This window comes from Paenibacillus guangzhouensis (genome assembly GCF_009363075.1).
Taxonomy (GTDB): domain Bacteria; phylum Bacillota; class Bacilli; order Paenibacillales; family Paenibacillaceae; genus Paenibacillus_K; species Paenibacillus_K guangzhouensis.
Map to the genome: position 1 here is coordinate 6085614 of NZ_CP045293.1, position 26332 is coordinate 6111945.

General features: G+C 42.7%; 21 protein-coding genes and 1 riboswitch. Of the genes, 19 read left to right on the forward strand and 2 right to left on the reverse strand.

Annotation, left to right across the window (positions count from 1 at the left end; all coding sequences use genetic code 11):
• Positions 1 to 27: 27 nt before the first annotated feature.
• The 7 genes from fliW to GCU39_RS27435 all read left to right on the forward strand — a co-directional run bounded on the left by fliW (position 28) and on the right by GCU39_RS27435 (position 4499).
• Complete coding sequence (gene fliW / locus GCU39_RS27405; protein WP_152396370.1) at positions 28 to 453, forward strand: flagellar assembly protein FliW; 426 nt, start codon at positions 28 to 30, stop codon at positions 451 to 453.
• Positions 453 to 680 (forward strand): carbon storage regulator CsrA, encoded by a 228-nt coding sequence (gene csrA, locus GCU39_RS27410; RefSeq protein ID WP_152396371.1) that lies wholly within the window; start codon positions 453 to 455, stop codon positions 678 to 680. The genes fliW and csrA overlap by 1 nt, the downstream gene beginning before the upstream one ends.
• 129 nt (positions 681 to 809) lie before the next feature.
• Complete coding sequence (locus tag GCU39_RS27415) at positions 810 to 1619, forward strand: flagellin N-terminal helical domain-containing protein (protein ID WP_152396372.1); 810 nt, start codon at positions 810 to 812, stop codon at positions 1617 to 1619.
• A 176-nt stretch (positions 1620 to 1795) separates the two neighbouring features.
• The gene (gene fliD, locus GCU39_RS27420) at positions 1796 to 3343 is read left to right on the forward strand and encodes a flagellar filament capping protein FliD (protein WP_152396373.1); all 1548 of its coding nucleotides are present in this window, start codon (positions 1796 to 1798) and stop codon (positions 3341 to 3343) included.
• A gap of 23 nt (positions 3344 to 3366) precedes the next feature.
• Positions 3367 to 3744 carry a flagellar protein FlaG gene (locus GCU39_RS27425; protein ID WP_193726653.1) on the forward strand — a complete coding sequence of 126 codons (378 nt, stop codon included), beginning with the start codon at positions 3367 to 3369 and terminating at the stop codon, positions 3742 to 3744.
• 6 nt (positions 3745 to 3750) lie between these two features.
• Positions 3751 to 4143, forward strand: coding sequence for a flagellar export chaperone FliS (gene fliS / locus GCU39_RS27430; protein WP_152396375.1), 393 nt, complete (start codon positions 3751 to 3753; stop codon positions 4141 to 4143).
• Positions 4140 to 4499 carry a hypothetical protein gene (locus GCU39_RS27435; protein ID WP_152396376.1) on the forward strand — a complete coding sequence of 120 codons (360 nt, stop codon included), beginning with the start codon at positions 4140 to 4142 and terminating at the stop codon, positions 4497 to 4499. The genes fliS and GCU39_RS27435 overlap by 4 nt, the downstream gene beginning before the upstream one ends.
• 41 nt (positions 4500 to 4540) lie before the next feature.
• Here the strand turns inward: GCU39_RS27435 and GCU39_RS27440 are convergent, their stop codons facing one another.
• Positions 4541 to 6478 (reverse strand): glycosyltransferase, encoded by a 1938-nt coding sequence (locus GCU39_RS27440; RefSeq protein WP_152396377.1) that lies wholly within the window; start codon positions 6476 to 6478, stop codon positions 4541 to 4543.
• Positions 6479 to 6685: 207 nt separating this feature from the next.
• On the opposite strand from GCU39_RS27440, the gene GCU39_RS27445 reads away from it, so the two are divergent.
• The 7 genes from GCU39_RS27445 to prfB all read left to right on the forward strand — a co-directional run bounded on the left by GCU39_RS27445 (position 6686) and on the right by prfB (position 16017).
• On the forward strand, positions 6686 to 7729 hold the full coding sequence (locus GCU39_RS27445; protein WP_152396378.1) for a glycosyltransferase family 2 protein: 1044 nt from the start codon (positions 6686 to 6688) through the stop codon (positions 7727 to 7729).
• A gap of 88 nt (positions 7730 to 7817) precedes the next feature.
• Positions 7818 to 9518 (forward strand): glycosyltransferase, encoded by a 1701-nt coding sequence (locus GCU39_RS27450; RefSeq protein WP_152396379.1) that lies wholly within the window; start codon positions 7818 to 7820, stop codon positions 9516 to 9518.
• A gap of 20 nt (positions 9519 to 9538) precedes the next feature.
• On the forward strand, positions 9539 to 10744 hold the full coding sequence (locus GCU39_RS27455) for a class I SAM-dependent methyltransferase (RefSeq protein ID WP_152396380.1): 1206 nt from the start codon (positions 9539 to 9541) through the stop codon (positions 10742 to 10744).
• A gap of 264 nt (positions 10745 to 11008) precedes the next feature.
• Positions 11009 to 11206, forward strand: a complete 198-nt coding sequence (locus tag GCU39_RS27460) for a cold shock domain-containing protein (protein WP_018754767.1) — start codon at positions 11009 to 11011, stop codon at positions 11204 to 11206.
• A 320-nt stretch (positions 11207 to 11526) separates the two neighbouring features.
• Positions 11527 to 12075 carry a ribosome hibernation-promoting factor, HPF/YfiA family gene (hpf, locus tag GCU39_RS27465; RefSeq protein ID WP_152396381.1) on the forward strand — a complete coding sequence of 183 codons (549 nt, stop codon included), beginning with the start codon at positions 11527 to 11529 and terminating at the stop codon, positions 12073 to 12075.
• 281 nt (positions 12076 to 12356) lie between these two features.
• The gene (gene secA / locus GCU39_RS27470; protein ID WP_152396382.1) at positions 12357 to 14864 is read left to right on the forward strand and encodes a preprotein translocase subunit SecA; all 2508 of its coding nucleotides are present in this window, start codon (positions 12357 to 12359) and stop codon (positions 14862 to 14864) included.
• A gap of 45 nt (positions 14865 to 14909) precedes the next feature.
• A protein-coding gene (prfB, locus tag GCU39_RS27475) for a peptide chain release factor 2 (protein WP_152396383.1) occupies positions 14910 to 16017 on the forward strand; the annotation gives its coding sequence in 2 pieces (ribosomal slippage) (positions 14910 to 14981 and positions 14983 to 16017; 1107 coding nt in all).
• Positions 16018 to 16082: 65 nt separating this feature from the next.
• Here the strand turns inward: prfB and GCU39_RS27480 are convergent.
• Positions 16083 to 17416 (reverse strand): IS3 family transposase gene (locus GCU39_RS27480; protein ID WP_407671607.1). Its coding sequence is split into 2 segments (ribosomal slippage): positions 16083 to 17023 and positions 17023 to 17416, totalling 1335 coding nucleotides; the frame shifts between segments, so codons are not numbered across the junction.
• Positions 17417 to 17689: 273 nt separating this feature from the next.
• Positions 17690 to 17776: riboswitch (cyclic di-GMP riboswitch) on the forward strand.
• Positions 17777 to 17841: 65 nt separating this feature from the next.
• Between GCU39_RS27480 and GCU39_RS27485 the strand changes: the two genes are divergently transcribed.
• The 5 genes from GCU39_RS27485 (at position 17842) to argB (ending at position 26324) form a co-directional block, all read left to right on the forward strand.
• Positions 17842 to 21591: an IPT/TIG domain-containing protein gene (locus tag GCU39_RS27485; RefSeq protein WP_152396385.1), complete on the forward strand. Its 3750-nt coding sequence runs from the start codon at positions 17842 to 17844 to the stop codon at positions 21589 to 21591.
• Between the two features lie 215 nt (positions 21592 to 21806).
• Positions 21807 to 22697, forward strand: coding sequence for a YitT family protein (locus tag GCU39_RS27490; protein WP_152396386.1), 891 nt, complete (start codon positions 21807 to 21809; stop codon positions 22695 to 22697).
• A 229-nt stretch (positions 22698 to 22926) separates the two neighbouring features.
• On the forward strand, positions 22927 to 23976 hold the full coding sequence (argC, locus tag GCU39_RS27495) for an N-acetyl-gamma-glutamyl-phosphate reductase (RefSeq protein WP_152396387.1): 1050 nt from the start codon (positions 22927 to 22929) through the stop codon (positions 23974 to 23976).
• 293 nt (positions 23977 to 24269) lie between these two features.
• On the forward strand, positions 24270 to 25499 hold the full coding sequence (gene argJ / locus GCU39_RS27500) for a bifunctional glutamate N-acetyltransferase/amino-acid acetyltransferase ArgJ (protein WP_152396388.1): 1230 nt from the start codon (positions 24270 to 24272) through the stop codon (positions 25497 to 25499).
• 33 nt (positions 25500 to 25532) lie between these two features.
• A complete protein-coding gene (gene argB / locus GCU39_RS27505; RefSeq protein WP_152396389.1) occupies positions 25533 to 26324 on the forward strand; it encodes an acetylglutamate kinase in 792 nt (263 codons plus the stop codon).
• The last annotated feature ends 8 nt before the right edge of the window (positions 26325 to 26332 follow it).

Genomic DNA, 26332 nt, shown 5'->3' on the forward strand with positions numbered 1-26332 from the left:
CTTGTGTTTATTTAAGGAGGAGACAACATGCTTCAACAATTAGACGGGAAAATCATATATCTGGATGGGACGCTGCTCGGGCTCGAATCGTTGAATCAGTTTGCCATCCGCTCGATTGAGGGCAATCCACTGTTTGCATTGCTTCAGTCAGAAGAAGAAGATGGGGTAGGGCTAGTTGTCGCTTCACCATTCCATTTCTTCAAGGAGTTTGCTTTCGAGATATCAGAGCAAGAGAAGGAGCAATTGCAGCTCGAACGGCATGAAGATGCGCTAGTCCTCGGTATTCTGACCCTTCGAGATCCCTTTAAGAGTTCGACGATGAACTTGATGGCGCCGATCGTCGTAAATATTGCGAACATGAAAGGCATGCAGCTCGTCCTTCCTCCGAAATATGAGTACAGCGCAAGAACCCCGATCTCCGATAAGACTGTTGTGCAAGGCGGTGGTCAATAATGCTCATTTTAACGCGCAAGAAAGGTCAGTCGATTATCATCAATGATGAGATTGAGATTATTATCTCGGCTGTTGATGGCGATCAAGTGAAAGTCGGCATTAATGCCCCTAAGCATATGAAGATCTACCGCAAGGAAGTCGTTGAAGCGATCGAGCAGAGCAATAAGGAAGCAATCTCTTCCGCTGTGACCGTGGACCTATTGAAAAATTTGATAAAAAGCGAATAATTTTTTGATTTTTCGACGAAATCCTCTAAACAAACCTAAATCATCATCCGATATATGTATCATGAGGCTTAAGAGCACTCATAATCCACACGGAAGTGGAATATCACAATTTCAGGGAGGAAATATCCAATGATTATCAACCACAATCTTAACGCAATGAACGCACACCGCAACTTGCAATCCAGCAACATCTCTCAAGGTAAATCCAGCGAGAAATTGTCTTCCGGTTACAAAGTAAACCGTGCAGCTGACGATGCAGCAGGTCTTTCGATCTCCGAAAAAATGCGTACACAAATCCGTTCTTTGAACCAAGCTCAATCGAACGTTCAAGACGGTATTTCTCTTGTACAAACAGCTGAGGGTGCAATGAACGAAGTATCCGATATGTTGACTCGTATGAAAGAGCTTGCTGTTAAATCCGCTACTGGAACTTACAATACAGAAGACAGAGTAGCGATCGATTCCGAGTTTAAAGCTCTTAAAGACGGAATTGACAATATTGCTTTGAAAACAACTTTCAATGGTGTTACTTTGTTAGATGGTTCTGGTACTACTATCTCCATCCAAATGGGTGACAAGGGCATCGATCAGATTACTGTATCCTTGACTAATATCCAAACTTCTGTTCTTGGTGTTACTGGAGATCTAACAAGTGCTGGTAATGCAAGCACAGCAATGGGTCAGATTGATACTGCAATTACTAAAGTAAATACTGCACGTTCTGACTTTGGTGCTAAGCAAAACCAAATGGAACATACATTCAACAACTTGGGAGCTACAGCTGAGAACTTGCAAGCAGCTGAATCCCGTATCCGTGATACAGATATGGCGAAAGAAATGATGAACTACACGAAACTGAACATTCTACAACAAGCTTCGACTTCGATGCTTGCTCAAGCAAACCAAGCACCGCAAGGCGTTCTTCAATTGCTTCGTTAATCCTGAATCAACATCTAGAAGCCCATTACTTCGTAATGGGCTTCTATTAGTAGTAAGAGGAAGATAGTTTTTGCTTATTTAATTTAATTAAAAGCAATTTTGCGTATGGATCTTTATTTCTGTGCAATTAATTACGATAAAAATAATAAGAACCAAAAGATACGGAGGAAACATTCATGCCAATACGCATTACAGGTATGGGGTCCGGGCTTGATATTGATAAACTCGTTACCGACATGATGAGGGCTGAACGGATTCCGCTTGACAAGATGAAGCAGAAGAAGACAACTGTGGGCTGGCAAACCGATCTCTACCGTGAAGTAAATACCAAGCTGGCGGGATTACGTAAGGCATTGGACAAAATCAGGCTGCAAGGTGATTGGAAGGACTATAAAGCAACATCCACCAATGAGAATGTAGTAAGCGCAACGGTTGGTCCGGGCGTACCTTCCGGCAACCATAAGGTAGAGGTAACAAGCCTTGCAACAGGAGCCTCAATTACAGGCGGGAAATTAACAAACTTCGATCCTTCGGCCAAATTCGGAGATAAAGGATCTATCACACTTACAACAGGCGGTAAGAATTATACCATTGATTTCACTGCTGACGACACTTATACCTCCATTATGAATAAAGTAAACAGTTCTCCTGCTGGCGTTCGTATGAGTTTCGATGATATAACAAAGAAGGTTTCTATTGTAACGAAAGAGACAGGGGATAGTGTTAATTTATCAGTCTCTGATAATACCGGAGGTAATGTAGCGGGAATATTGGGGAAATTAAATTTGAATAATCCTGTTAGTAAAAATGATCCTTCCTACGATCCTTTAGATAATACGCAAGCGAAATTACTTGCTGGCACAAGTGCTATTGTCAAAATCGATGGAGTAGTCATTGATCCACCACCATCTAGCAACACCTTCACTGCCAATGGAATTACATATAAGGTTCAAGATGTAACAACTGAACCGGTAACGATCCGAGTTGGCGGTGACAATGATGGTATGGTGAAACAAATCACTGAGTTCGTCGATGCTTATAATTCTACAATAGAATTGCTGAATCAACGTACTAAAGAGAAAAAGTTCCGTGGCTTCGCTCCGTTAACAGACGAGCAGAAGACTGATATGAAAGAAGCGGATATTAAGAACTGGGAAGAAAAAGCAAAGAGTGGTTTGTTGGGCAATGATATCGTTCTTAAGAAGACAATGAACGAGTTACGTTCCATATCAAGCAAAGTTTTGACTTCACTACCTGACGGAATGAATACACTGTTTAAGATAGGGATTTCAACGTTGCCATATAATTCAGGGACACCTAATGATGCAGGCAAATTGAGTATTGATGAGGAAAAACTTCGCAAAGCGCTTTCAGAAGATGCAGGTGCCGTTGTAAGTTTATTTACGAATCCCGGTGTAAAGGATCCAAATGACGATAAAAAGGATCCTGACTTGAGCGCTCAAAGTGGTATTGCAAGAAATATGTTTAAAGCTATCGATTTAAGCATACAAGAGCTTATCGCTAAGGCTGGAGGCGTCGGAACGCCAGCAGAGAGCAATTCGAATACGCTTGGCAAGAAATTAACTGATATTAACAAACAAATTACGATATTTAATGATAGGCTCGCAAGTAAAGAGAACTATTATTACAAGATGTTCGCTGCGATGGACTCCGCTGTCGCGAAGAATAATTCACAGTTGAACTGGTTAATGAAGAATGGTTGATAGATGAGAGGAATGTGATAGATTTGCTAGATAGAATCGCATCCAATTCCATGTCCAACATTCGGGTACAGTCATCCTCGGAAGTGAGCCTCAGTAGCAATGATGTAGGACAGGGCGATGATAGAGTATTAACATCAACAGAATTGTTAGAGAAGAGACCGAATGAGCTTTCCATCTCAGATGCTGCACTTCAGAAGGCACTCGTGAAGGTGAACAAAGCGTTAAAAGGGTTGGATACCCGGCTTGAGTATAAGTTCCATGACAAAACAGGTGATATGATCGTTAAAATCATCAACGCGGACACGAATGAAATTGTCCGCGAGGTACCTTCGGAGAAGATCGTTGATCTTATTGTTAAGCTACAAGAGTTATCTGGGTTAATTATAGACGAAAAGAGGTAATCCCCTTTGATTAATCATCAAGCACAAGACACCTATTTGAGAATGCAGGTGCAAACAGCTGCACCATGGGAGTTAACGACCCTTTTGTTCAATGGATGCATTAAATTTATGAAGCAGACAAAGGATGCCATCTCACGTCAAGATTATGAGTTGAAAAATACATTTATTAAAAAATCTGTGGATATTCTGGACGAACTAGTAATTACGTTAGATCGAAATTATGAAATATCCAATCAGTTGGAATCTCTATACGCCTATATGAAGGAAAGATTGTTTCAGGCGAATATGAGTGGTAACGCAGATTATATTGACGAATGCATAACGCTCATGACAGATTTACGTGATACATGGGTTCAAGCGATGAAGCAGTTACATGCAAAGTCCAAGGTGAACGCATGAGTCTGGAAGACGCTATCGTAGATTTACATCGGATGAAAGAAATCTCAGCTATGCTGCATGAGCTTGATTTAGAAAAGGAAGAACATTACGAACAGCTAGCAGAGCTGCAGCAGGAACAAGCGCAGCTGAGGGAACAGTTAACGCCTTGGATTTCTCAATTAAGTCAACGTGCTGAGACAAGGGGAATCATTCAAGAGTCTATTGCTTTGGAGCAAGCTCTACACATCAAGGTCGTAAAATATCACGAATTAGCCAAGGAGCAGATTGATAAGCTTCGAGCAGGCACTCAATCCAGGAATGCCTATTCGGGGACATTCTATCAGACAGAAGGATACTTCGTGGATCGTAAGAAATAAGAAAAGCTGGTTCGATCTTGGATCGAACCAGCTTTTCTCGATTAAAGAAGCAAGTCCTTTATGATAGCAATACCATCATAGTGTGGATAAAGGCTATTAAATTTCTTGGAATATTTCAATTTGTCTTCTTGATCAGCAATATGCCTTAGCAATATCGGGTATAAATGCAGTTTAGTCGGAGAAAGATCAAGAGCTTTCTTCAGGAAAGGTAAAGCTTCGGGAATGTTTCCTGATTTAAGATAATAAAGTGCAATGTTCTCGTAGCCTGTTGCATTTAGTGTATCCTTCTCTAACAACATAGAGTAATAATCAAAGGCAATCTCGATTTGTTGTGTAAAGTAGAGAAAATCACCAAGTCTATTAGCGAGTGTATCAGCAAGATCGGGATAGCGATTAATTAGCCAATCATACGTCTCATAATGTTCTGATTTGAATAAATCTGTGAGTAGCTGATAAATGATCGTGCTGTCGATGTTTTCCGATGTCTGTAGATGATCTACTAACAGGTTCTGCAATGTATGAAATGCAGTCGGATTATCCTCAGTATAAATAAGGTGATTTATTAATGCAGGGTCTTTCCATAAACAGAGAGCTGTACCAATAAGGCGATTGAAATGTGCCGGAGTCGAACGACTTTCTTCTGCTTGCAGGTGCTTAAAGAATAACGATCTGTCATTCATGACCGCAGCATAATGTAGCATATATTCAGATTCGAGTTTAACACTTAGAGCCATACATCTAAGATAATAATACTCGCACAATGAACGATTCCCAACAATCAGACTGGCTTGTAACAGACGTAACGCAGATTCTGGAGACTCTGCAGAATAGAGTCGATTTAGCAGCGAGATCATGTCTGGAACGGTGTCGGTTTGTAATAGTAGATGGATTAATTGTGATAGATCTTTAAGTTCATCAGTTTTTGATTCAATGACCCGTATAAGCAGCGTGACGGCCATAGAATAATTATGAGATTTGGTATAAATATCAATTAATTCGTTATAGATCAACTTGCTGTAAGTGGGTGAGATAAACCAGAAGTTCTGATTATTTCTTGATTGTTCATCTGCTATTTGAATACATTGCTCGAATATTGCAGCAGCCTCAGTAGAAAAACCAAGGAGGTTTAGATAATGTGCCTTCAAATACATGAAGTCAATATATTGTGGCCATCGTCGAATGCATTCTTCAACGACATCAAAGACTTCCTTTCCTCTTCCTAAATGGGCAAGTATCGTAATGATCTTATATTTGCAATGGATAATAAAGGTTTTGTTCTGAGATTTCTTCGTGTCGGCTCGTCTATAGTAATAAAGGGCTTTCGTATAATCTCCTAGAGCATCATATTCATTTGCAAGCGTGAAATAGTCGTATTCTTCAAACTGTTTATTTCTCTTCATTTCATTAAAAATCGAGAGATTACGTTCTCTTTTATTCTTTTTTATCGTTGTTTCATAGGTATATCCCGTATGAAAAATATTGCAATTCATTTTTTGTACAGGTAATTCGACTTCTTTATATAGAACTTGTTCATGAATCGGTCTGTGAAACCTTACTTCGGGATGATTGCATAATATACGGACAGCAAATGATTCCATCATTTTGCCGGAATTCTCTGTTCCTGTGAAATTAATAATAGGCAAGATAAAGCCTTGTGGTAGTGTATGGTCTGACTGCTCAAGAAAACTCTTGATTTTATGATGGTCATCTGAATTGATATATTCATCTGCATCCATAATAAGAATCCATTTGCTTGTCGCTCTGCGAATTGCTTCGTTTCTAGCGGCTGAGAAATCATTCGTCCACTGAAAGTCATAGATTTTATCTGTAAATTGGAACGCAATTTCTTTCGTTCGATCTGTTGATCCCGTATCTACCACGATGATCTCATCCACTAAACCTTGAACGCTTGTGAGACAGCGTTCAATCACCATTTCCTCGTCTTTAGCAATCATGCATAGTGATAATAATTTTTCCATTGGGTCCCCCAAAATTAGAATTATAGAATATATATCGGCAAAATTGATCTGGAATATCAGGAATCTATAAGATCCATTATCTGACTTTATATAATTATTATGCTTTTGACGAAATATGTCGATATAAAATGAATAGAGACAGTACGTGCAGTGGATATCATCACACTATAGAAAGGGTATATTATGAACATATCGTTGTCATTAGTCATGATCGTTAAAAATGAAGAAGCAACATTACGTAGATGTCTTGAAAGTGTGCAGGGAATAGTAAATGAAATTGTAATCATAGATACGGGATCCAAGGATAATACAAGAGAAATTGCTCGATCCTACCGTGCTAAGGTTTATGATTTTGAATGGACTGGAAGTTTTGCAGATGCCAGAAACTTTGCATTGCAGCATTCAACGAGTGATTGGAATCTAATTCTTGATGCGGATGAGTACATTACTAATGATTGCAGAGAAACAATAAGGAATTTTATAGGGCGGTATCATGCACTTGGTCGGATTAAGATTGTCAGCAAATTTGTAGATCAGGAAGGTACCGGTTATGCACATTCATTCGCTACAAGACTCTTCCCTTCTGGTTTATTCTACCAAGGGAGAATTCATGAGCAAGTCCAATCAGATTTACCGAGAATTAAGCTAAATGTTGAAGTCCAACATGACGGTTATTATCAAAAGAATAAATCGGATCGCAATATTCCGATATTGGAGCAGGAGATTAAGCAACACCCGAATGATCCTTATTTCTATTATCAGATTGCTAAAGAATATACAGGTCTGCAACAGGACCAGTTGGCTTATAAAAGTCTTGTCAGAGCTAATGAGTTGTTAACACGAAAAGAAGCTTATGCTCCGAATGTAATTGTAGCTTACATGTATGCAATCGTTGCAACTCAAAACTGGGAAGAGGGGTTAAAGGTCATTGAGCGGGAACATATCTACTTATATGACTATGCTGATTTCCATTTTGTTAGTGGCGTGTTCTTCCTGGATCTTATCTTAAGTGATCCGGAGAAGTATATCGCCTATCTCCCTCGAATAGAACAATCTTATTTGAGTTGTTTGGAAATAGGGGAGAACGAGAAGTACGACAATGTTATTGGGACGGGAAGCTTTAAAGCTTTATATAACCTAGGGGTTTTTAATGAAGTTATGGGTAAGATGGATAATGCCGTTGAGTATTATAAGCAATCAGCGTCGTATCACTATCAACCAGCGATCAATCGACTGAACATTAGTAGATAGTTTAAACGGAATGATTATGCTAACTAAAATATAGGAAAATGTCGATATAGTTTTAAGTTCTACTCACCATGGGATTCGGGGGATCAATATGAAAACAAGTATCGTTATTGCGACTTTTAATAAGCTGAATTATAACCAACTTTGTATTGAAAGTATTCGTAAATATACCAGCCATCTTGATTATGAGATTATTGTAGTCGATAATAACTCGACAGATGGTACTGTTGATTGGCTAAATCAACAAGAAGATATTCTTGCAGTGTTTAATACTGAGAATTTTGGATTCCCTAAAGCATGTAACCAGGGTATTGAATTAGCGACAGGTGATCATATTCTATTGTTGAATAACGATACGATTGTTACGAAAGATTGGCTGGATAATATGTTGCGTTGTCTTCATAGTGACGAAAGTATTGGGGCGGTAGGATCTGTGACCAACAACTGTGCGAATTATCAATCTATCTCTGTGCCATATAATACAGTAGAGGAGATGCATCAGTTTGCTGCTGAATTTAACATTTCGGATCCAGAAAAATGGGAAGAGCGAATACGTTTAATTGGTTATAATTTGCTTATAAAAAATTCTGTAATTAGTCAAGTAGGTTTATTAGATGAGAGGTTTACACCAGGTAATTATGAAGATGATGATTATTGCCTGCGCATTCGATTGGCGGGATATAAATTAATGTTATGTAAGGATACTTTTATCCATCATTTTGGGAGCACTTCATTTAGGGAGAATGTTAACGGTTATTTGAAACTGTTAAATACCAATAAACAGAAGTTTTACGAAAAATGGTCAATTGATCCTGATGGGTTAGCAGAAATAAATTATAATTTAGTAAATCAAATAAAGCCCATTCATCCATCATCACTTCGTATTCTAGAGATTGGTTGTGGTTTAGGAGCAAACTTGGTAGAAATCCGCAATCGATTTCCAAATGCAGAACTACATGGCGAAGAACCGGATGTTCATAAAGCTAATGTAGCTAAATTTGTGGCTACAATCAATTCAAATGAGTATGAGAAAGGGTATTTCGATTACATTATTATTAGTGATCCGTTAGAATATGATTTAATGCGGGAGGTTTTACACTATTATGAGTTATTAAATTCATATGGTGGGCTTTTAATTGAAGTCCCCAATATTCACCATTTTAGAATAATAGACAGGTTTCTAAGAGATGATTTGGGAAGAGATGTAGCTCGTTACTTCTCTTATAAAGATTGCGATCAAATAATGAATTCATCTAATTGGGGGCAAACTAGTATAGTAGGTGTAACCTCAAGTATATCGGATACTGATAAAACATTTATTGAGAAATTGAAACATGTAAATCATCATATTCCTGAGAAACAATATATGATCGAGAAGTACTTAATGACGTTTAAAAAGTATAATTTAAGTAGTGAAATTAAACAGATTGTTAATCAATTGATTCAGGAACAGGATATAGAGACCAATACAAAGCGACTACTTAATTACGACCATGATGTTGTATTAGACGTTATTGTTCAAAGCTCTACTAGCCAGACAGTTGCACTACTGAATTATTTGGCAGTTCTACTGATAGATCGTGGTCACACAAAGCAAGCGCTACCCTATCTTAATAAGGCATTTGAGTTAGATGAAATGAACTCTAGTACTTTATTTAATTTAGGCCTCGTGATGTATCACTTAGAGAATTATGACCTTGCAATCGAATGGCTTCAGTATATACCGAATAAAGACGCAACTATTTTGCAATTAATCGAAAAGTTAGTTCAAGAACGCGAGTTGCAAAAATAAGTTTTCTAGGAGGGTGGATAATGGATAAGATGGAGACAGGTGAGCTACACGAACTATTAAGTCACATTGACCAAGAATTACAACTAGAAGAGAGTGCTAGTAAGTTGATCTCTCTAGTTACTGAAGGGATTATTAGAATAGATGATGTGATTAATACTATTAATGATTATGTCATCCAAAAAGTAGCGGTTTGTAATCTCTTAGCAATCAAGAGCTATGAATTTAGGACATATGATAATATTCTCCCACTATTACAACAGGCGCTATTGTATGATGATACTAATCGAGATACGTTAATCAATTTAAGCTGTTTTCTTGAACAATGTAATGAGTACGAACTAGCACTTCATTATGCAACACAATTAAAAGATAACGATGAAGAAATAGTCCAACTTCTTGAGCGCTTGAGGAGTAACTTAACATGTGATCAAGAAGATAATATATTATCCATTGAACAGAATGATGTCTTGTTTACTGGAGAAAGATTGGTAATCAACAAAACAGTAAAAGATCAATTTAATAATGTGCTCGAAGAACATCTAGCACGATATGAGTTAGCATGCAGTTTTGCTAATGAAAAAATTGTCTTGGATGCCGCCTGTGGTACGGGATACGGCAGCAAGATGATGAAGGATACGGGAGCAAAGTATGTCATGGGGGTCGATATTTCTCATGAAAGTGTGGAGAGTGCACGTGTAACCTATGGTTCAACGAGTGTGGATTTCGCAGTAGGTAACGTTAATCACTTACCATTCAATGACGGTACCTTTGATATGGTTGTCTCTTTTGAGACGATTGAACATATTGATAATGGCGCAAATTGGATTAAAGAGTCTGCTAGGGTTCTGAAGAATGGAGGACTATTCTTAGTCTCCACTCCGAATAGAGCAATTACGAATCCAGGCATATACTTTAATGAACGGCCACTGAACCCTCATCATCAATTTGAATATACTACGGTGGAATTTGTAGGTGAACTTTTAAAAGAATATGATATTGTAAATTTATATGGTCAATCATTTATTAATGATGCGAATACATACTATACACAGGTTATGAGGAAAGCTCGGGAGTTAGGCGTGAGTTCTACGCCTATTTTGCAAGATACAGTAGTAAGTACCCAACTAAGCCCTCTTAGCGAGGTAAAGGATGCACAGCCCATGTATGTAGTTGCAGTATGTAGAAAGAAGAGTGTGAGTCATAAAACAGAGCAGAATGAGCTATAGTTACATTCAAAACTTTTTTGTTCAATTGAGTTTTGTCTAAAAATTTTTTAAGGCTGTGTTATAGGGTGAATATCTCTATGTAAATAAAATATTATGGATTGCTGTATAATTACTGGAAGCCCTGCTAAGGACACGTATATAGCGTCTGTATGACACCGCTTACAAAAACTCATCTAAAATCATTGACACCGCTTCCATACGGTGGTATATTCAACCTTGTGGACGTACTCCACTTTCATTTGAAGACGAAGGGAATGTATTTGAATGCAAGGTAAAGTAAAATGGTTTAACGCAGAAAAAGGTTATGGTTTTATCGAAACTGCTGACGGTGGGGACGTATTCGTACATTTCTCCGCGATCCAATCTGAAGGCTTCAAAACTTTAGAAGAAGGTCAATCCGTTGAGTTCGACATCGTTGAAGGTGCTCGCGGACCACAAGCAGCTAACGTAATTAAATTATAATCATCCCCGGCAGTGATGCCGAGCTACATAAGGTCTGATGGTTAAATTGATAGTTTAGCTAATGAAAGCCCTGGACTCGTTCTAGGGCTTTTTGTTGTTTTCAGCATAAATGGAATCTATAAATCGTGATGAGCATTCTTATTAATTGCTTGGCTTTTGAAGTGTATCCTAGACCTCCTTTGCAATGTTTCTGTAACAATTCCGAACAGTTTTTGACAACTCTCCTCACGTGAAACAACTACGCCATTTTCATTGTAAAGGAATTTTGAAGATCGCTGAGAGGTGTGTTATAATAGAGCTAAGCAAAGGAGGAGTGCCCTATGAAATACAGCATTCGAGGCCAACAGATCCAAGTGACAGACGCTTTAAGAGAGTATGTAGAGAAAAAGCTAAGTAGATTGGAAAAGTATTTTGAAGTGCCGCCTACCTCTGAGGTACATGTTACATTGAGCGTAATCAAGGACAAACATAGTATTGAGGTTACGATTCCTCTGCCAGGCTTGATGCTCCGCGCCGAAGATAAGACAGATGACATGTACGCTTCGATTGACGCCGTCATTGATAAGTTAGAGCGTCAAATTCGTAAACACAAAACTAAATTGAACCGCAGATTCCGTCAAGAGGGCAGCTTGAAGTCCCTAATCGTTGATGGAGGTTCAACAGCAGTTGCGCTTGAGGATGAAGAGGATACTCTTGAACTCGTGCGTACGAAGCGATTTACACTGAAACCAATGGATGTGGAAGAAGCCATCTTACAGATGAACATGGTGGGACATAACTTCTTCGTCTTCTCCAACATGGACACGAACCAAGTGAATGTCGTATATCGCCGTAACGATGGCAAATATGGATTAATCGAGCAAGATTGATTCTAGGATCGACATTTAGGCAAATGAATATACATGAATAACAAAGCTTGGCTCCTCCCGGGGAGTCAGGCTTTTTCTAGCTTTTGAACCCCATTAACATTACAAATTTGAAGCATACACAGAATGGAAATATTTTTGATGAAAACTTTTCGAAACAATCCGGCCGGTTAGCGCGTAAGTATATACATAGTGTCCATACTCGATTGTTGCGACAATACCCACAAACTGTTACAATTTAATGCAAACCATCTGTTTGTACGAAATACGAAAGGGGTCTACCCATGCTAGGACTTGTTAAAAAGATATTTGGCGACCAGAATGAGCGCGAAGTGAAGCGTCTCATGAAGACGGTTGACCAAATCAACGAAATGGAACCGACGTACAAGGCGCTTTCGGACGAAGAGTTGAAGGCGAAAACGGAGGAATTTAGAGCACGCTTAGATAAGGATGAGACGCTAGATGACATATTGCCAGAAGCTTTTTGCGTGGTGCGTGAAGCTTCGATTCGGACGTTAGGCAAGCGTCATTATGATGTACAATTACTCGGCGGTATGGTCCTTCATGAAGGTAAGATCGCAGAGATGAAGACCGGGGAAGGGAAGACACTCGTAGGTACCTTGCCGGTATATTTGAATGCCCTTTTAGGAAAAGGCGTTCACGTGGTTACAGTCAATGACTACTTGGCACAGCGGGATAGTGCAGAGATGAGTCAGATTTATAATTTCCTAGGCATGACCGTTGGGGTTAACCTGAACGGATTAAGTCACGAAGATAAGCAAGCCGCTTATGCTTGCGATATTACGTACGGAACGAACAATGAGTTCGGATTTGACTACTTGCGCGACAACATGGTGCTCTATAGCGAGCAAATGGTTCAACGCCCATTATACTTCTGTATTATTGACGAAGTGGACTCGATCCTCGTCGATGAGGCGAGAACACCGCTCATCATCTCAGGACAAGCCGCGAAATCGACGGAGCTGTATTTTGCTGCGGATCGATTTGTTCGTCGTTTAACGGCAGAAGAGGATTATACGGTTGATATTAAAGTGAAATCCGTTGCGTTGACGGATGTCGGTGTTGGAAAGGCAGAGAAAGCATTTGGCGTCGAGAACTTGTTCGATCAGAGCCATGTGACGCTCAACCACCATGTGACACAGGCGCTTAAAGCGAACGTGATCATGCGTCGTGACGTCGACTACGTTGTTCAAGACGGCGAAGTCTTGATCGTCGATGAATTTACGGGCCGGATCATGCAAGGTCGTCGTTACAGCGATGGTCTTCACCAAGCGATTGAAGCGAAGGAAGATCTGGATGTTCAGAATGAGAGCATGACGCTGGCGACAATCACATTCCAGAACTATTTCCGGATGTATCGCAAACTCGCCGGTATGACGGGAACAGCGAAGACAGAGGAAGAAGAATTCAAGAAGATCTATGGTCTTGAAGTTATTCAGATCCCGACCAACCGTCCGAATATTCGTAAGGATATGCCGGATGTCGTCTATAAGACGGAAAAGGGTAAATTTAAAGCGGTTGTCGATGAAATCGTGGAACGCCATAAGAACAAGCAACCGGTGCTTGTCGGTACGATTTCGATCGAGAACTCCGAGCTGCTCTCGGAAATGCTGAAACGCAAAGGCGTACAGCATAAAGTCTTGAACGCGAAATACCATGCGGAAGAGGCGGAGATCATCTCTGGAGCAGGGATCGCGAACTCGGTTACGATCGCTACAAATATGGCTGGTCGTGGTACAGACATTTTGCTCGGTGAAGGTGTCTCCGATTTTGGAGGCCTGCATATTATTGGTACAGAGCGCCATGAGAGCCGTCGGATTGATAACCAGCTTCGCGGTCGTGCGGGACGTCAAGGGGACCCAGGTTCCTCGCAATTCTACTTGTCGATGGAAGATGAGCTCATGAGACGTTTCGGTGCAGAGAATATTTCTGGCATGATGGATCGTCTTGGCTTTGATGAGGAATCGCCGATTGAGAGCCGTCTTATTACACGTGCAGTTGAGTCCGCTCAGAAGCGTGTAGAAGGTAGCAACTTTGATGTTCGTAAAATTGTCCTTCAATATGACGATGTCATGAATCAACAACGTGAGATTATTTATAAACAGCGTCGTGAGATTCTTTTCTCCGATAACATTCGTGAAATCGTGCTAGATATGATTAAGCCGACAATCGAACGTATTGTCGAAGCGCACTGTGCGGAAGATATTCCAGAGAACTGGGAACTTGAAGAAGTGGCAGAATGGGCGAACAACACGCTCCTCGAAGCCGACCAAGTTTCGAGAGACGATATCTGGGGCAAGGAAAAAGAAGAGATCGTAGAATTCATCATGGGTCTTGTTGTAGAGCGATACACAGCACGTGAGGAAATCATGGGCGAAGAGATGATGCGCGAGTTCGAGAAGGTTATCGTGCTTCGTGCAGTTGATAGCAAATGGATGGATCACATCGATGCGATGGATCATCTCCGTCAAGGGATTCACCTACGTGCATACGGCGGTACGGATCCGCTTCGCGAGTATCAATTTGAAGGCTTCGAGATGTTCCATGAGATGATCAGCCAAATCCAACAAGATGTGGCGACATATATCATGAAAGCTCAAGTCGAGCGTAACCAAGAGCGTCAAGCGGTTGTCGAAGAGAGCAAGATCTCGACGAACAGCAGCAGCGAGCCTGCGACGAAGCAGCCGGTTCATAACGAACCGCAAATCGGACGCAACGATCCATGCCCATGCGGCAGCGGTAAGAAATATAAGCAATGCCACGGGAAGTAATCTTCCCGTCTAACGACGAATGTGAAGCCAGATGAGGTGGATGGAATGATCGAACCAAGCGTAAAACAGGATCTACGCGAAATTGCAAAGAGATTATCTGACCTTAGGGGGTCTCTTTGACTTAGATATGAAGCAAGAGATGATTGAGAATTTCGAGGTCAAAATGGCTGCGCCAGACTTCTGGGACGACAACGAGCGTGCCCAAGGCATTATTGCGGAGTTGAACGCGATCAAGTCCTCTGTTGACCAATATCAATCATTGAACCAAGAGTATGAAGATACGACGATGATGTTGGAGCTTGCGGTGGAAGAGCAGGATGAAGCTTTAGCGCAAGAATTGTCTGGTACGGTTGAAGGCCTTATGAGTAAGCTGGAGACATTCGAGCTTCAGCTGCTGCTCAACCAGCCATACGATAAATTCAACGCGATTCTTGAACTGCACCCTGGTGCAGGCGGAACGGAGTCGCAAGACTGGGGCCAAATGCTGCTGCGGATGTATACCCGTTGGGCGGAGAAACGGAACTTCAAAGTCGAAGTGCTCGATTATCTCCCAGGCGATGAAGCGGGAATCAAGAGCGTCACGCTATTGATTAAAGGCTTCAATGCTTACGGCTACCTCAAAGCGGAGAAAGGTGTACATCGTCTAGTGCGGATCTCGCCGTTCGATGCATCCGGTCGTCGCCATACTTCATTCGTATCTTGCGACGTTGTGCCAGAGATTTCGGAAGATGTAGAAGTCGACATTCGGACGGAAGATTTGAAGATCGATACGTACCGTGCGAGCGGTGCGGGTGGTCAGCACATCAATACGACGGATTCCGCGGTACGGATTACGCATATCCCGACGGGCGTCGTCGTTACATGTCAGACGGAGCGTTCACAGATCAAGAACCGTGAGCGGGCGATGACTGTACTTCGTTCCAAGTTATATGAGCGTAAAATTGAAGAGCAACAGAAACAGCTTGACGAAATTCGTGGAGAGCAGTCCGATATCGCTTGGGGAAGCCAAATTCGTTCTTATGTATTCCATCCCTACAGCATGGTCAAAGATCATCGGACATCCGTAGAGACAGGAAATGTCGGCGCGGTGATGGACGGCGATCTGGATGCCTTTATTGATGGGTACCTGCGGAACCAGATTCGGCATGAATAAAGAAAAATGCAAAAAAACCACATCACTATAAACTGTACCCCTTGTAAAGGACATTCTTAAAAAGTCTAGGCAGATTGAAGAAGATGATCTCTGTATTGAACAGGGGTCATCTTTTTTAAATTCCACTGGTATCTGTAGTGATTATAATAAGTCATGTAGTCCTTAATCTCCCGTTTTAATTCGTCCAAAGTCAAACAGGGCTTAATGGAGGCCTGATCTTTAAAATGGCCGAAAAATGATTCCTGAGGTGCATTGTCCCAACAGTTTCCTCGCCTGGACATAGACTGTTTTAGATTCAGCTTCCTCACCATTTTTTTAAAATCCGGATGTGTATAGTGGGACCCCTGGTCAGAATGAATTAAGGCCCCCTTTGCTTTCTTAAACCTTCTGTTTTTCTTAAGCTTAATGAGGGTGTTTGTTACAAGATCCAGCGTGATTCGGTCTGATACATGATAGGCTACGATCTCATTCGTCGAACTGTCTTTGATGGTGGATAGATAGGCTTTCTTGCCTGAAGCGTATAATAAATAGGTGATGTCCGTCAGTAATACCTTACCAGGAATATTCTGCTTAAACTCCCGGTTTAGCAGGTTGGAAACGACCCTGTGCTCTTGGGTAGCCTTCATCATCCTTTTATCGGGATTAGCCTTCCTGAAAGGACACACAATGCCGTACTTCTTCATAACTCTCCTGATGCGTTTCAGATTGTAGACAACCTTAAACTGCCCCTCTAGTGTCATCTTAATAGAACGGGCACCTTTCTTGCGTTTTTTGAAATGATAAGCTTTTAAGATGACCTCTTTTACCTGTTCATCTTGCTGCTCACGTTGACTTCTCTTTTGCTTTGCCACGGAAGACCAGTACCTGTAGTAGCCGCTCCTAGAAACCTCAGCTACTTTACATAAATAGTTGACCATACGATGGAGTTGATATTTCTTGATAATGGTACGAATTAGAATATATTTTTGGTGAGGTGACAGCCTTATTTCTTGCTCTGCCCCCTTTCGATAAAACGAATCTTTTTTAACAACTCGTTCTCCGCTTTTAATAAGTTATTCTGAGCCTCCAACCTGGCATACTTCTCTTCCAAAGTCAGTTCTCTCGTGAGAGGTCTTCCTGATCCTTGGCTTCTCGTATCCTGCAGGCCTAAAAAACCGTTCTCCTGGAAACTCGAACGCCATCTCTTCCCCGAGGATCTGACTCTTTGGATCCCAATAACTGTTACGTCAAAACCAGATTCTTCAAATATTTCTCTCGGTAGTTTGCCTTTGTTATTCTCTGAGATAAACAATTGCTTAAACGCATCTGTATATGTAATTGCCTTTGAAGATACAGACTTCACATAAGGATTGTTAGATAACAGCTTGATTTCTTTATCTGTGAATATTTTCTTGCTCACTTCATTTTTCCATTCCCATCTTTTCTGATATAAACAAAAGTACCCTACCGAGAGACTTTTTTAAAGTGTCTTCTCGATAGGGTACAGTTTACTATGATGTGGTTTTTTTATTTTTTTATTCGAAATCTACTTTCGAATAAAAAACTTGTTGTTCATAGTTATTTTTTACTATTTCACCATTAAGTTTCTGAGCAAAAAGCCGATAATATTACTGAAGTATATTTTACACAATCACGAAGTACCGTTCTTAATGGGACTGAAGAACGAGACAATCGAAAATGTTGGCAAAACTGTAGTGATGCAGTGACGCAAAGCCATGGGTCTTTCAATAGAATGTTGGAAGATTGCCAGGTTCCAATTTGATAGAAAACAATAGCATTTGCTGTTGTTTTTTATATTGTAAAATTTTCTGAAGGGGGATAAGTATGCAATCTTTTTTTAAGAAGGTAAATGTGATGATGGTATTTCTTCTTGTGATCATGATGATACCATATCAAACGACTTCGTATGCGGCAGCAAATGATTATGTATCCGTAACGAAAGTAGTGGATCCAACTGTGATAACAACTGAGCAAGAAGCAGAAGTAAAGCTAAGTATCAAGGGGACACCACCAGTAAATGTGGTCATGCCGAATGACGTTATCTTGATCATTGACAAGTCCGGTAGTATGAGTCCGGATTACAAACCCAACAATGGTGAAGATAAAATGACGGCAGCTAAGAATGCAGCTAAAGGTTTTATCGATTTAATGGATATGACCAAACATCGCGTTGGAGTTATTGACTTTAGTTCTGCAAACATGACCAAATTACTTCCATTAACGACGGATAAGGACAAAGTAAAAAACTATATTGGCTCGATCGAAGCAAATGGTGCAACGGCAACAGGCAATGCAATCGATATGGCTATAAAAGAACTTGAGAATCATCGGCCAGAAGCGCAACCGGTAATCGTTATTATGACTGACGGTGACGCAACCGAACCCCAAGGGACAGCTTATGAATATGCCTTGGAGAAAGCACAGGCTGCTAAGGATGCAGGTATTGTTTTCTATACGATTGCTTTGCTGCAGCCGAAAGAAAATCCCGAAACAAGCGGTCCTAATAAATTGCTGAAAGAAATGGCAACAACGTCCGCTCACCATCATTTCGTACTAGGTTCCGTTGGTTTGAGTGAGATCTACGCGGCAATTGTTAAAGAAATAGGTATGGCGAGCGCTTATAACGTTCAGGTTACTGACATTGTATCACCAGAATTTGAAATCGTCCCTGGCTCGTATGACTCGAATATTCCGAAGCCAACGGTTGCAGGGAATTCGCTAACATGGAACTTCCAAGAGTTGAAGAATAGCGATTTATCCTTTACCTATAAGATTAAACCGAAAGACCCGAACAAGGCAGGTACTTTCCAGGCTTCGACAACTGCTTCGATTATCACGTATAAAGACTATGCTGGGGCAGCACGTCAAAAGGCGATTCCATCAGTTGCTGTACAAGTGAAGCTTTCTGCACCAGTCGTTACTTCGATCGAGCAGAACTTTGGTAAACCTGAAGGTGGAGAGACGGTAACGATTAAGGGTGATAATTTCAGACCAGGTGCTGCAGTAACATTTGGATCGGGTACAGCAACGAATATCAAAGTCATTAGTAAAAATGAAATTACTGCGACAGTTCCAGCAGGTACAGTTGGAACAACAGTAACAGTTACTGTAAAGAATACGGATAATCAGATGGCTACGATACCTTATTCTTATAAGGCGGCTCCTGTTGTGACCTCCATCAAGCCTAATAATGGGCCGTTGGCAGGTGGAACATCTGTCTTGATCGAAGGCAATTATTTTTCTAATGCAATTGAAGTGAAGTTTGGGGACAAAGTTGCACCAATAAAACGTTATACGAATACAAAGCTCATTGAAGTAAACTCTCCAGCAACTACCAATTCAGGCCCTGTAGATGTTGTGTTAACGAACCCAGACGGCACGACTGTTACAGTACCTGGTGGATTTACTTATAATGCGCCGGTTGTCGTGAAACTTACGGTTACTAGCGTCTCCCCTAACATTGGCGAATTAGCGGGTGGAGATGCCGTATATTTTGATGGTACTAAATTTACTACCGAGACAAAAGTATTCTTTGGGGATGCAGAAGCCAAGATACTTACGTTTTATTCCGATAAACGCTTTAATGTGTTGACGCCTACTGGTAAGACACCAGGGGCAGTGGAAGTGAAGCTAGTTAACCCAGATGGAGAGACAGTAATCATCCCAGCTGGTTTTACGTATAAGCCTGCACCGGTCAAGCCTGCTCCAACACTTACAAGTATTACCCCGGATAGTGGATTAATTACTGGCGGAACAAGTGTTAGTATTATGGGAAGTGGATTTTTAGAGGGTGTCAAAGTATACTTTGGAACTAATGAAGCGGCTATTGCTAAATTGAACTCTGGTTCACAGATTACAGTCACGTCACCTGCGGTTGCGGCAGAAGGCCCTGTCAATGTAAAAGTTGTAAACCCGGACGGCCAAGAAGTAATGAAGGAAAACGGGTTTAACTATTTGCCGATTCCACCGATTGTCCCTGCTATTACGAGTATTTCTCCGACCAGCGGCCCATTTGTCGGGGGGACCGTTGTTTATATCAACGGAAAAGATTTTGATAAAGGCATGAAAGTCTATTTTGGTGATAAAGAAGTAGCTATTGGGATGTATTATGGTAGTACGAGAATTCAAGTCACTGCTCCGCCAGCCACAGTAGCAGGTGCAGTGAATGTGAGGGTCGTCAACCCGGACGGTAGAGAAGGAAATGTAGCAGCTGGGTATACCTATGAAGCACCGATTGTCCCGAAGGCACCTTCAATTAAAGCAATTTCACCGGATAATGGACCTCTAGCAGGTAAGACGAGTGTTTACATTGATGGTGCTGATTTTGTAAAAGGGTTGAAGGTATATTTTGGTTCACAAGAAGCTACGGTTATTTCGTTCTACAATAGCGGTAGATTGCTTGTCATGTCACCGACGGCTACCGTTGCAGGTCCTGTTGATGTAGAAATTGTAAATCCAGATGGACTGTCTGCAAAAGCTTCGGCTGGATTTACTTATAATGCACCACCAGCGCCAAAGGCACCGTCCATTACAGCAATTAGTCCGAATAATGGGCCAATCGCTGGAAGTACTAACGTCTATATTGATGGAGCGGATTTTGTTAATGGATTAAAGGTTTATTTTGGTAATAATGAAGCTACTATCCTTTCGTTCTATAATAGCACTAGGATCCTTGTAAGAACGCCATCGTCGCCGACTGAGGGAATCGTGGATGTGAAAATTATTAACCCAGACAATCTATCTGTGGTTGCTGCAGGAGGTTTTACGTACTTTAAACCAGCGCCATTGCCAGTTACTATAACGACAGTAACTCCGGATAGAGGAATTTTAGCCGGTGGAGGTACCATTGATATCAGCGGGACGAACTTCCAAGGACAAGCAAAGGTTCAATTTGGATCGCAACTAGTGCCTATTGACTACTATTATGGAAGCGGCAAGATTCGCGTGAAGGTGCCTGCCTCGGCTACTCCGGGTTCGGTTGATATTACCATAACAAATCCTGATGGCGGAACTGCAACTGCAGTTCAAGCCTATACGTATGAAATAGCGATCCCTGCCATTACTGCGATAACACCGAATCATGGTCCAATGAGTGGCGGAACAGCCGTCTATATTGATGGTAAAAATTTTGATCGCGATCTAGTATTAACGGTTAATGGAAAGCAAGTGGCTGTAACCACTTACTATAATAGTGGACGGATACTTTTCATTACGCAAAGCAGTACGATTAGCGGTTCTGTATCAATTGTTATTACAAATCCATCAACAGGTGAAAAAGCAACTGGTACATTCACATATGATGCACCGCCGCCTGTTCCGGCTCCTGCAATTACAAGGATTACACCAAATTCCGGGCCTCTTGCCGGAAGAACAGTCGTATATATTGATGGAAGCAACTTCGTTAATGGACTTAAAGTATACTTTAACGGTGTAGAAGCTCAAATGTTCTCATTCTATGGAGCGACTAGGTTAGGGATTTTTTCTCCAGCAGCAAGTGCTGCAGGTATTGTTGATGTCAAGATCGTTAATCCAGACGGTCAAGTAACTAATTCTGTTCAGTTCGAGTACAAATAAACTTAAAAGAGCGGCGGCTTCCTCAAAGAGGGCTCGTCGCTCTTTTAATTTCATGGTATGCTAAGATAGTCGATTGCAAAGGTATATTGAAGAATTCGGTGTATCCTCCAGATCGTTAGTGGAAAATATATTTTAACGAGATCAGGATAAGTGGGGTGCAAATCGCTGTTACAATGTAACTGAATATTTCTACAGTTTATGTGGCAGATAATTCTATGAACATAAGTCAAAAAACGAAAAGGAACGAACGGATCGTAAAGCCTTTGCATCCAATATTACTTGGCATTATCGAATTTACGCTTGTCATTATCGGATGCTTCAGTATTGCAGTGAGCTTTAACTTATTCATGCTGGCGCATCAAATCGCTTCCGGCGGCGTGTCGGGGATCTCGATATTGGTACAGCACTTCACGGGGATTCAACCAGCTTATACACAGTGGATCATCAATATCCCGCTATTTATTCTAGGCGTCGTTCTAGTAGGCAAAAATTTCGGTATCAAAGTACTCGTTGGAATTTTCTTTCTTCCATTATTCATTCTGTTGACGAAGGATTGGCCTACACCAACCGATAATGCGCTGCTGGCATCCATTTACGGTGGGCTCGGGGTTGGACTCGGCTTAGGACTCGTGTATCGCGCGAGAGGGTCAACGGGTGGCTTGGATTTGGTCGCACAGCTGATCAACCGATTTACCGGATTGAGTTACCATCTTGCCGTACCTATGCTCGATGGCATCGTCATCTTGTGCGCAGGGATATTCTTGTCGCCGGAGAAGGCGCTGTACGCGCTGATCGGTCTATTTGTAACGAGTAAGACGATCGACGCCATTCAGACCGGGTTCAACGTCTCTAAGGTTGCATTCATCATATCCAATGAAGCAGAGAAGCTGCAGCAGGCGATTCTGAATGATTTGGACCGTGGATTAACCGAGTTGGACGGCCGGGGCGGCTTCACAGGGGAAGAGCGCAAAATCTTAATGGTCGTTCTATCGCAGACCGAAGTCAGCAAATTGAAGGTGTTGGTGAAAATGGTGGACCCATCGGCATTCGTCATTATTAGTGATACAAAGGAAGTCTTGGGCGAAGGCTTCAAACTTCATACGTAGTACATATTTTACCAGAGTCGTAAAATCTGCTCGTGCCTTGTCACGATTGGGTTTTACGGCTTTTTTGTTGCGTCCGAAACCTTCAAAAATAACCGTTGTATAAATATAAATAGGGGTGTATAATGATACGTAATTTCAAATTCGGATATGATTTCAAAGCAAGTCTACTAGATGTATAATGGAAAATATTACACATGACATATAGCGTCACATCGGGGAGGAATGAACCATGAATACAACATTGCGAGCTGCGGTCGTCGGTTCGACTGGCTACGGCGGCGTAGAGCTGATCCGTTTCCTAAGCGGACATCCGAAAGTACAGATTACATCCGTCATATCATCATCGAGTAGCGGTGAGCGTCTATCGGACGGTTTTCCGCATTTGACAGAGATTATTACCGATACCTTGGATGGGGTAGATATCCCGCTGATTCGAGAGAAAGCCGATGTTGTATTCACGGCGACACCGCACGGGGTAAGCGCGAAGCTGGTACCGCAGCTGCTCGAAGCGGGTCTGAAGGTGATCGATTTATCCGGTGATTTCCGGTTAAAAGATGGCGCGGTCTACGAGAAGTGGTACAAACACGCACCGGCAGACGAGGCCTTGTTAGCACAGGCTGTCTATGGGCTCAGCGAAGTGTTCGGAGATCAGGTGGAGGGCCTTGATTTTGTATCGAATCCAGGTTGTTATCCGACAGCAACATTATTAGGACTCGTACCTGCTGTAGCAGCAGGGTGGATTGATCCGAAGAGCATCATCATTGATGCGAAATCGGGTGTGTCCGGTGCAGGACGCGGAACAAGCCTCACAGCGCACTATGCTGAGATTAATGAGAATTTCAAAGCGTACAAAGTGAATAAACACCAGCATACGCCAGAAATCGAACAGATTCTAAGTCAAGTAGCTGGGGAGCCTGTGACGGTGACGTTCACGACGCATTTGGTACCGATGACGCGCGGCATTATGTCGACGATGTATGCTACATTGAACGGATCGCATACCGAAGCGGAACTGGTTCAACTATATAGGCAATATTACGAAGGCCGCCGATTCGTTCGGGTTCGCGACACGGGCGTTTGGCCGGCGACGAAGGAAGTATACGGCTCCAATTATTGCGATATCGGCTTTTCCGTGGATGAGCGCACAGGACGGGTTACGATCATTTCGGTGATCGATAATATTGTGAAGGGCGCCGCAGGGCAAGCGATTCAGAATTTAAACATTATGATGGGCTGGGATGAGACGTTGGGGCTCTCCCTCACGCCTGTCTATCCATAATAGACAGCTATAAGAGGTAGTTCAAAAAGTCATCATTTGATCACGAAGTCATTCAAGAAGCATAATCGAGATCGAATCTTGCACTCACCTTCGAAGAGCATATGCTTACGAAGTATGTTCCCTCCGGAAACATTTCAGGTACTCATTTAGGTTTCGCCTAACTCCGTTCCTCTGAAAGTTTATCGAAGGAAAACTCTCTACGGAAGCATAGGCTCTTCAGGTTCTCGCAACCTTCTCGGTGCTGAAATGCCGACTTTTTGAACACGCATTTTAAGGAAATGGGGAGAAGAGACATGGGCGTACAGCATTTTACGGTGGTGGAGAATGGCTCGGTGACCGTACCGAAGGGATTCAAGGCCGGGGGCCTACATTGCGGATTGAAGAAGACAGAACGTAACGATCTAGGAGCGATTCTATGCGAGGTGCCAGCGACGGCAGCGGCAGTCTATACGACGAACGTATTCCAAGCGGCTCCGCTCAAGGTAACGCGCGAGAGTATTGCAGCTGAAGGCAAGCTGCAAGCTGTGATCGTGAACAGCGGGAATGCGAATGCGTGCACAGGAAAGCAGGGCGAACAAGATGCGTACCAGATGCGCGATGAGATTGCAGCCCAACTCGGCGTGTCAAGTCATTATGTGGCGGTCGCTTCGACCGGTGTCATCGGCGAATTGCTGAAGATGGACCGCGTTAGCGCGGGGATTGCGAAGTTGCCTGCGCGTCTATCGAGTGATGCGGCAGGAGCGGAAGACTTCAGCCAAGCGATTCTAACGACGGATCTCGTAAAAAAAGAAATTTGTGTCGCCGTGCAAGTTGGCGGACATACAGTTCATATCGCGGGTGCAGCCAAAGGCTCTGGTATGATTCATCCGAATATGGCGACGATGCTGGCGTTCATGACGACGGATGCGGTGATCGATCAGGCTGCGCTGCAGCAGCTGCTCGGTCAGACAACAGATGTCACATTTAATATGATTACGGTAGACGGCGATACCAGTACGAACGATATGCTCGTAGCGATGGCAAGCGGTCTTGCGGGTAATGAGTCACTTCAGCCGAATCACCCGGATTGGGACGCTTATGCAGCCGCATTCCGCCATGTGTGCGAACATCTGGCCCAAGCGATCGCACGGGACGGCGAAGGGGCGACGAAGCTGGTTGAGGTGAACGTAAACGGCGCAGTATCGGATTCATCCGCACGAGCGATTGCGAAGACGGTCATCGGCTCCAGCCTGGTGAAATCAGCCGTATTCGGCGCTGATGCGAACTGGGGACGGATTATTGCGGCCGTGGGCCGTGCAGGTGAGCCTGTTAATCCAGAGACGGTAGATATTCGACTCGGCGACATTACGGTGCTAACCCAATCGAGACCGGTTCCATTTGACGAGGAGATCGCGCTTGAATATTTGAAAGGCAACACCGTGACGATCCATGTCGCCCTGAACAACGGGGATGGCGTCGCTACAGCATGGGGCTGTGATTTAACGTATGATTATGTTCGCATCAATGCGGCGTATCGGACGTAGGGCACGGAGGATAGAGGAACGATGACGATGCAGATGAATACAAAGTTTGTAATGAAATGCGGAGGCAGCACGCTCGCTGCGCTCCCGGATGCCTTCTTTGAAGATTTACGCAGGCTGCAAGCGGACGGCATCATCCCAGTCATTGTGCATGGCGGTGGTCCGGCGATATCGGAGACTCTGACGAAGCTAGGGATCGAGACGGAATTCGTAGGTGGACTTCGCAAGACGAATGATGCGGTCTTGGATGTCGTCGAGATGGTGCTTGCGGGGCAGATCAACAAAGAGATCGTTCGTAAAATCGGCATGAGCGGTGCAAAAGCTCTTGGTCTCTCCGGCGTGGATGGCGGCCTGATGCAGACGGTACCGGTAGCGAATGCCGCTGAGGTAGGTTTCGTCGGAGATGTCGTAGACATTCGAGCAGAGATCATCGAGGGCATTATCCGTATGGGCTACATGCCTGTCATCGCCCCAATCGGCATATCGGCGGATGGTACGCAGCGCTTCAATATTAATGCGGATACCGCGGCGGGTGCAGTTGCTTCCCACATTGGGGTCGCGCAGATGATCGTTGTGACGGATGTGCCGGGCATTATGAAGAAGATCGATGGCGAGCTGCAAGTTCTGCCGAAGATTACGATAGCAGAGATTGAAGAGATGATTGCAACAGGTGAAATATATGGCGGTATGATTCCGAAGGTCCGCGCTGCGATGCAATGTATCCAAGGTGATGTGAAGGAAGTCGTCATCGTCAATGGCACGGAACCGAATGTACTGAGCCGAACATTACATGGTGAAGCGATTGGTACGCGAATTGTGACTGCATAAATAGATGA

Coding starts and splice junctions, on each gene's coding strand:
- GCU39_RS27445 (WP_152396378.1), top strand. CDS start 6,686: ATGATCGTTAAAAATGAAGAAGCAACATTACGTAGATGTCTTGAAAGT.
- GCU39_RS27440 (WP_152396377.1), bottom strand. CDS start 6,478: ATGGAAAAATTATTATCACTATGCATGATTGCTAAAGACGAGGAAATG.
- hpf (WP_152396381.1), top strand. CDS start 11,527: ATGAAATACAGCATTCGAGGCCAACAGATCCAAGTGACAGACGCTTTA.
- argJ (WP_152396388.1), top strand. CDS start 24,270: ATGGGCGTACAGCATTTTACGGTGGTGGAGAATGGCTCGGTGACCGTA.
- GCU39_RS27450 (WP_152396379.1), top strand. CDS start 7,818: ATGAAAACAAGTATCGTTATTGCGACTTTTAATAAGCTGAATTATAAC.
- fliD (WP_152396373.1), top strand. CDS start 1,796: ATGCCAATACGCATTACAGGTATGGGGTCCGGGCTTGATATTGATAAA.
- csrA (WP_152396371.1), top strand. CDS start 453: ATGCTCATTTTAACGCGCAAGAAAGGTCAGTCGATTATCATCAATGAT.
- argB (WP_152396389.1), top strand. CDS start 25,533: ATGAATACAAAGTTTGTAATGAAATGCGGAGGCAGCACGCTCGCTGCG.
- GCU39_RS27485 (WP_152396385.1), top strand. CDS start 17,842: ATGCAATCTTTTTTTAAGAAGGTAAATGTGATGATGGTATTTCTTCTT.
- fliW (WP_152396370.1), top strand. CDS start 28: ATGCTTCAACAATTAGACGGGAAAATCATATATCTGGATGGGACGCTG.
- GCU39_RS27460 (WP_018754767.1), top strand. CDS start 11,009: ATGCAAGGTAAAGTAAAATGGTTTAACGCAGAAAAAGGTTATGGTTTT.
- secA (WP_152396382.1), top strand. CDS start 12,357: ATGCTAGGACTTGTTAAAAAGATATTTGGCGACCAGAATGAGCGCGAA.
- GCU39_RS27435 (WP_152396376.1), top strand. CDS start 4,140: ATGAGTCTGGAAGACGCTATCGTAGATTTACATCGGATGAAAGAAATC.
- GCU39_RS27415 (WP_152396372.1), top strand. CDS start 810: ATGATTATCAACCACAATCTTAACGCAATGAACGCACACCGCAACTTG.
- GCU39_RS27455 (WP_152396380.1), top strand. CDS start 9,539: ATGGATAAGATGGAGACAGGTGAGCTACACGAACTATTAAGTCACATT.
- argC (WP_152396387.1), top strand. CDS start 22,927: ATGAATACAACATTGCGAGCTGCGGTCGTCGGTTCGACTGGCTACGGC.
- GCU39_RS27490 (WP_152396386.1), top strand. CDS start 21,807: ATGAACATAAGTCAAAAAACGAAAAGGAACGAACGGATCGTAAAGCCT.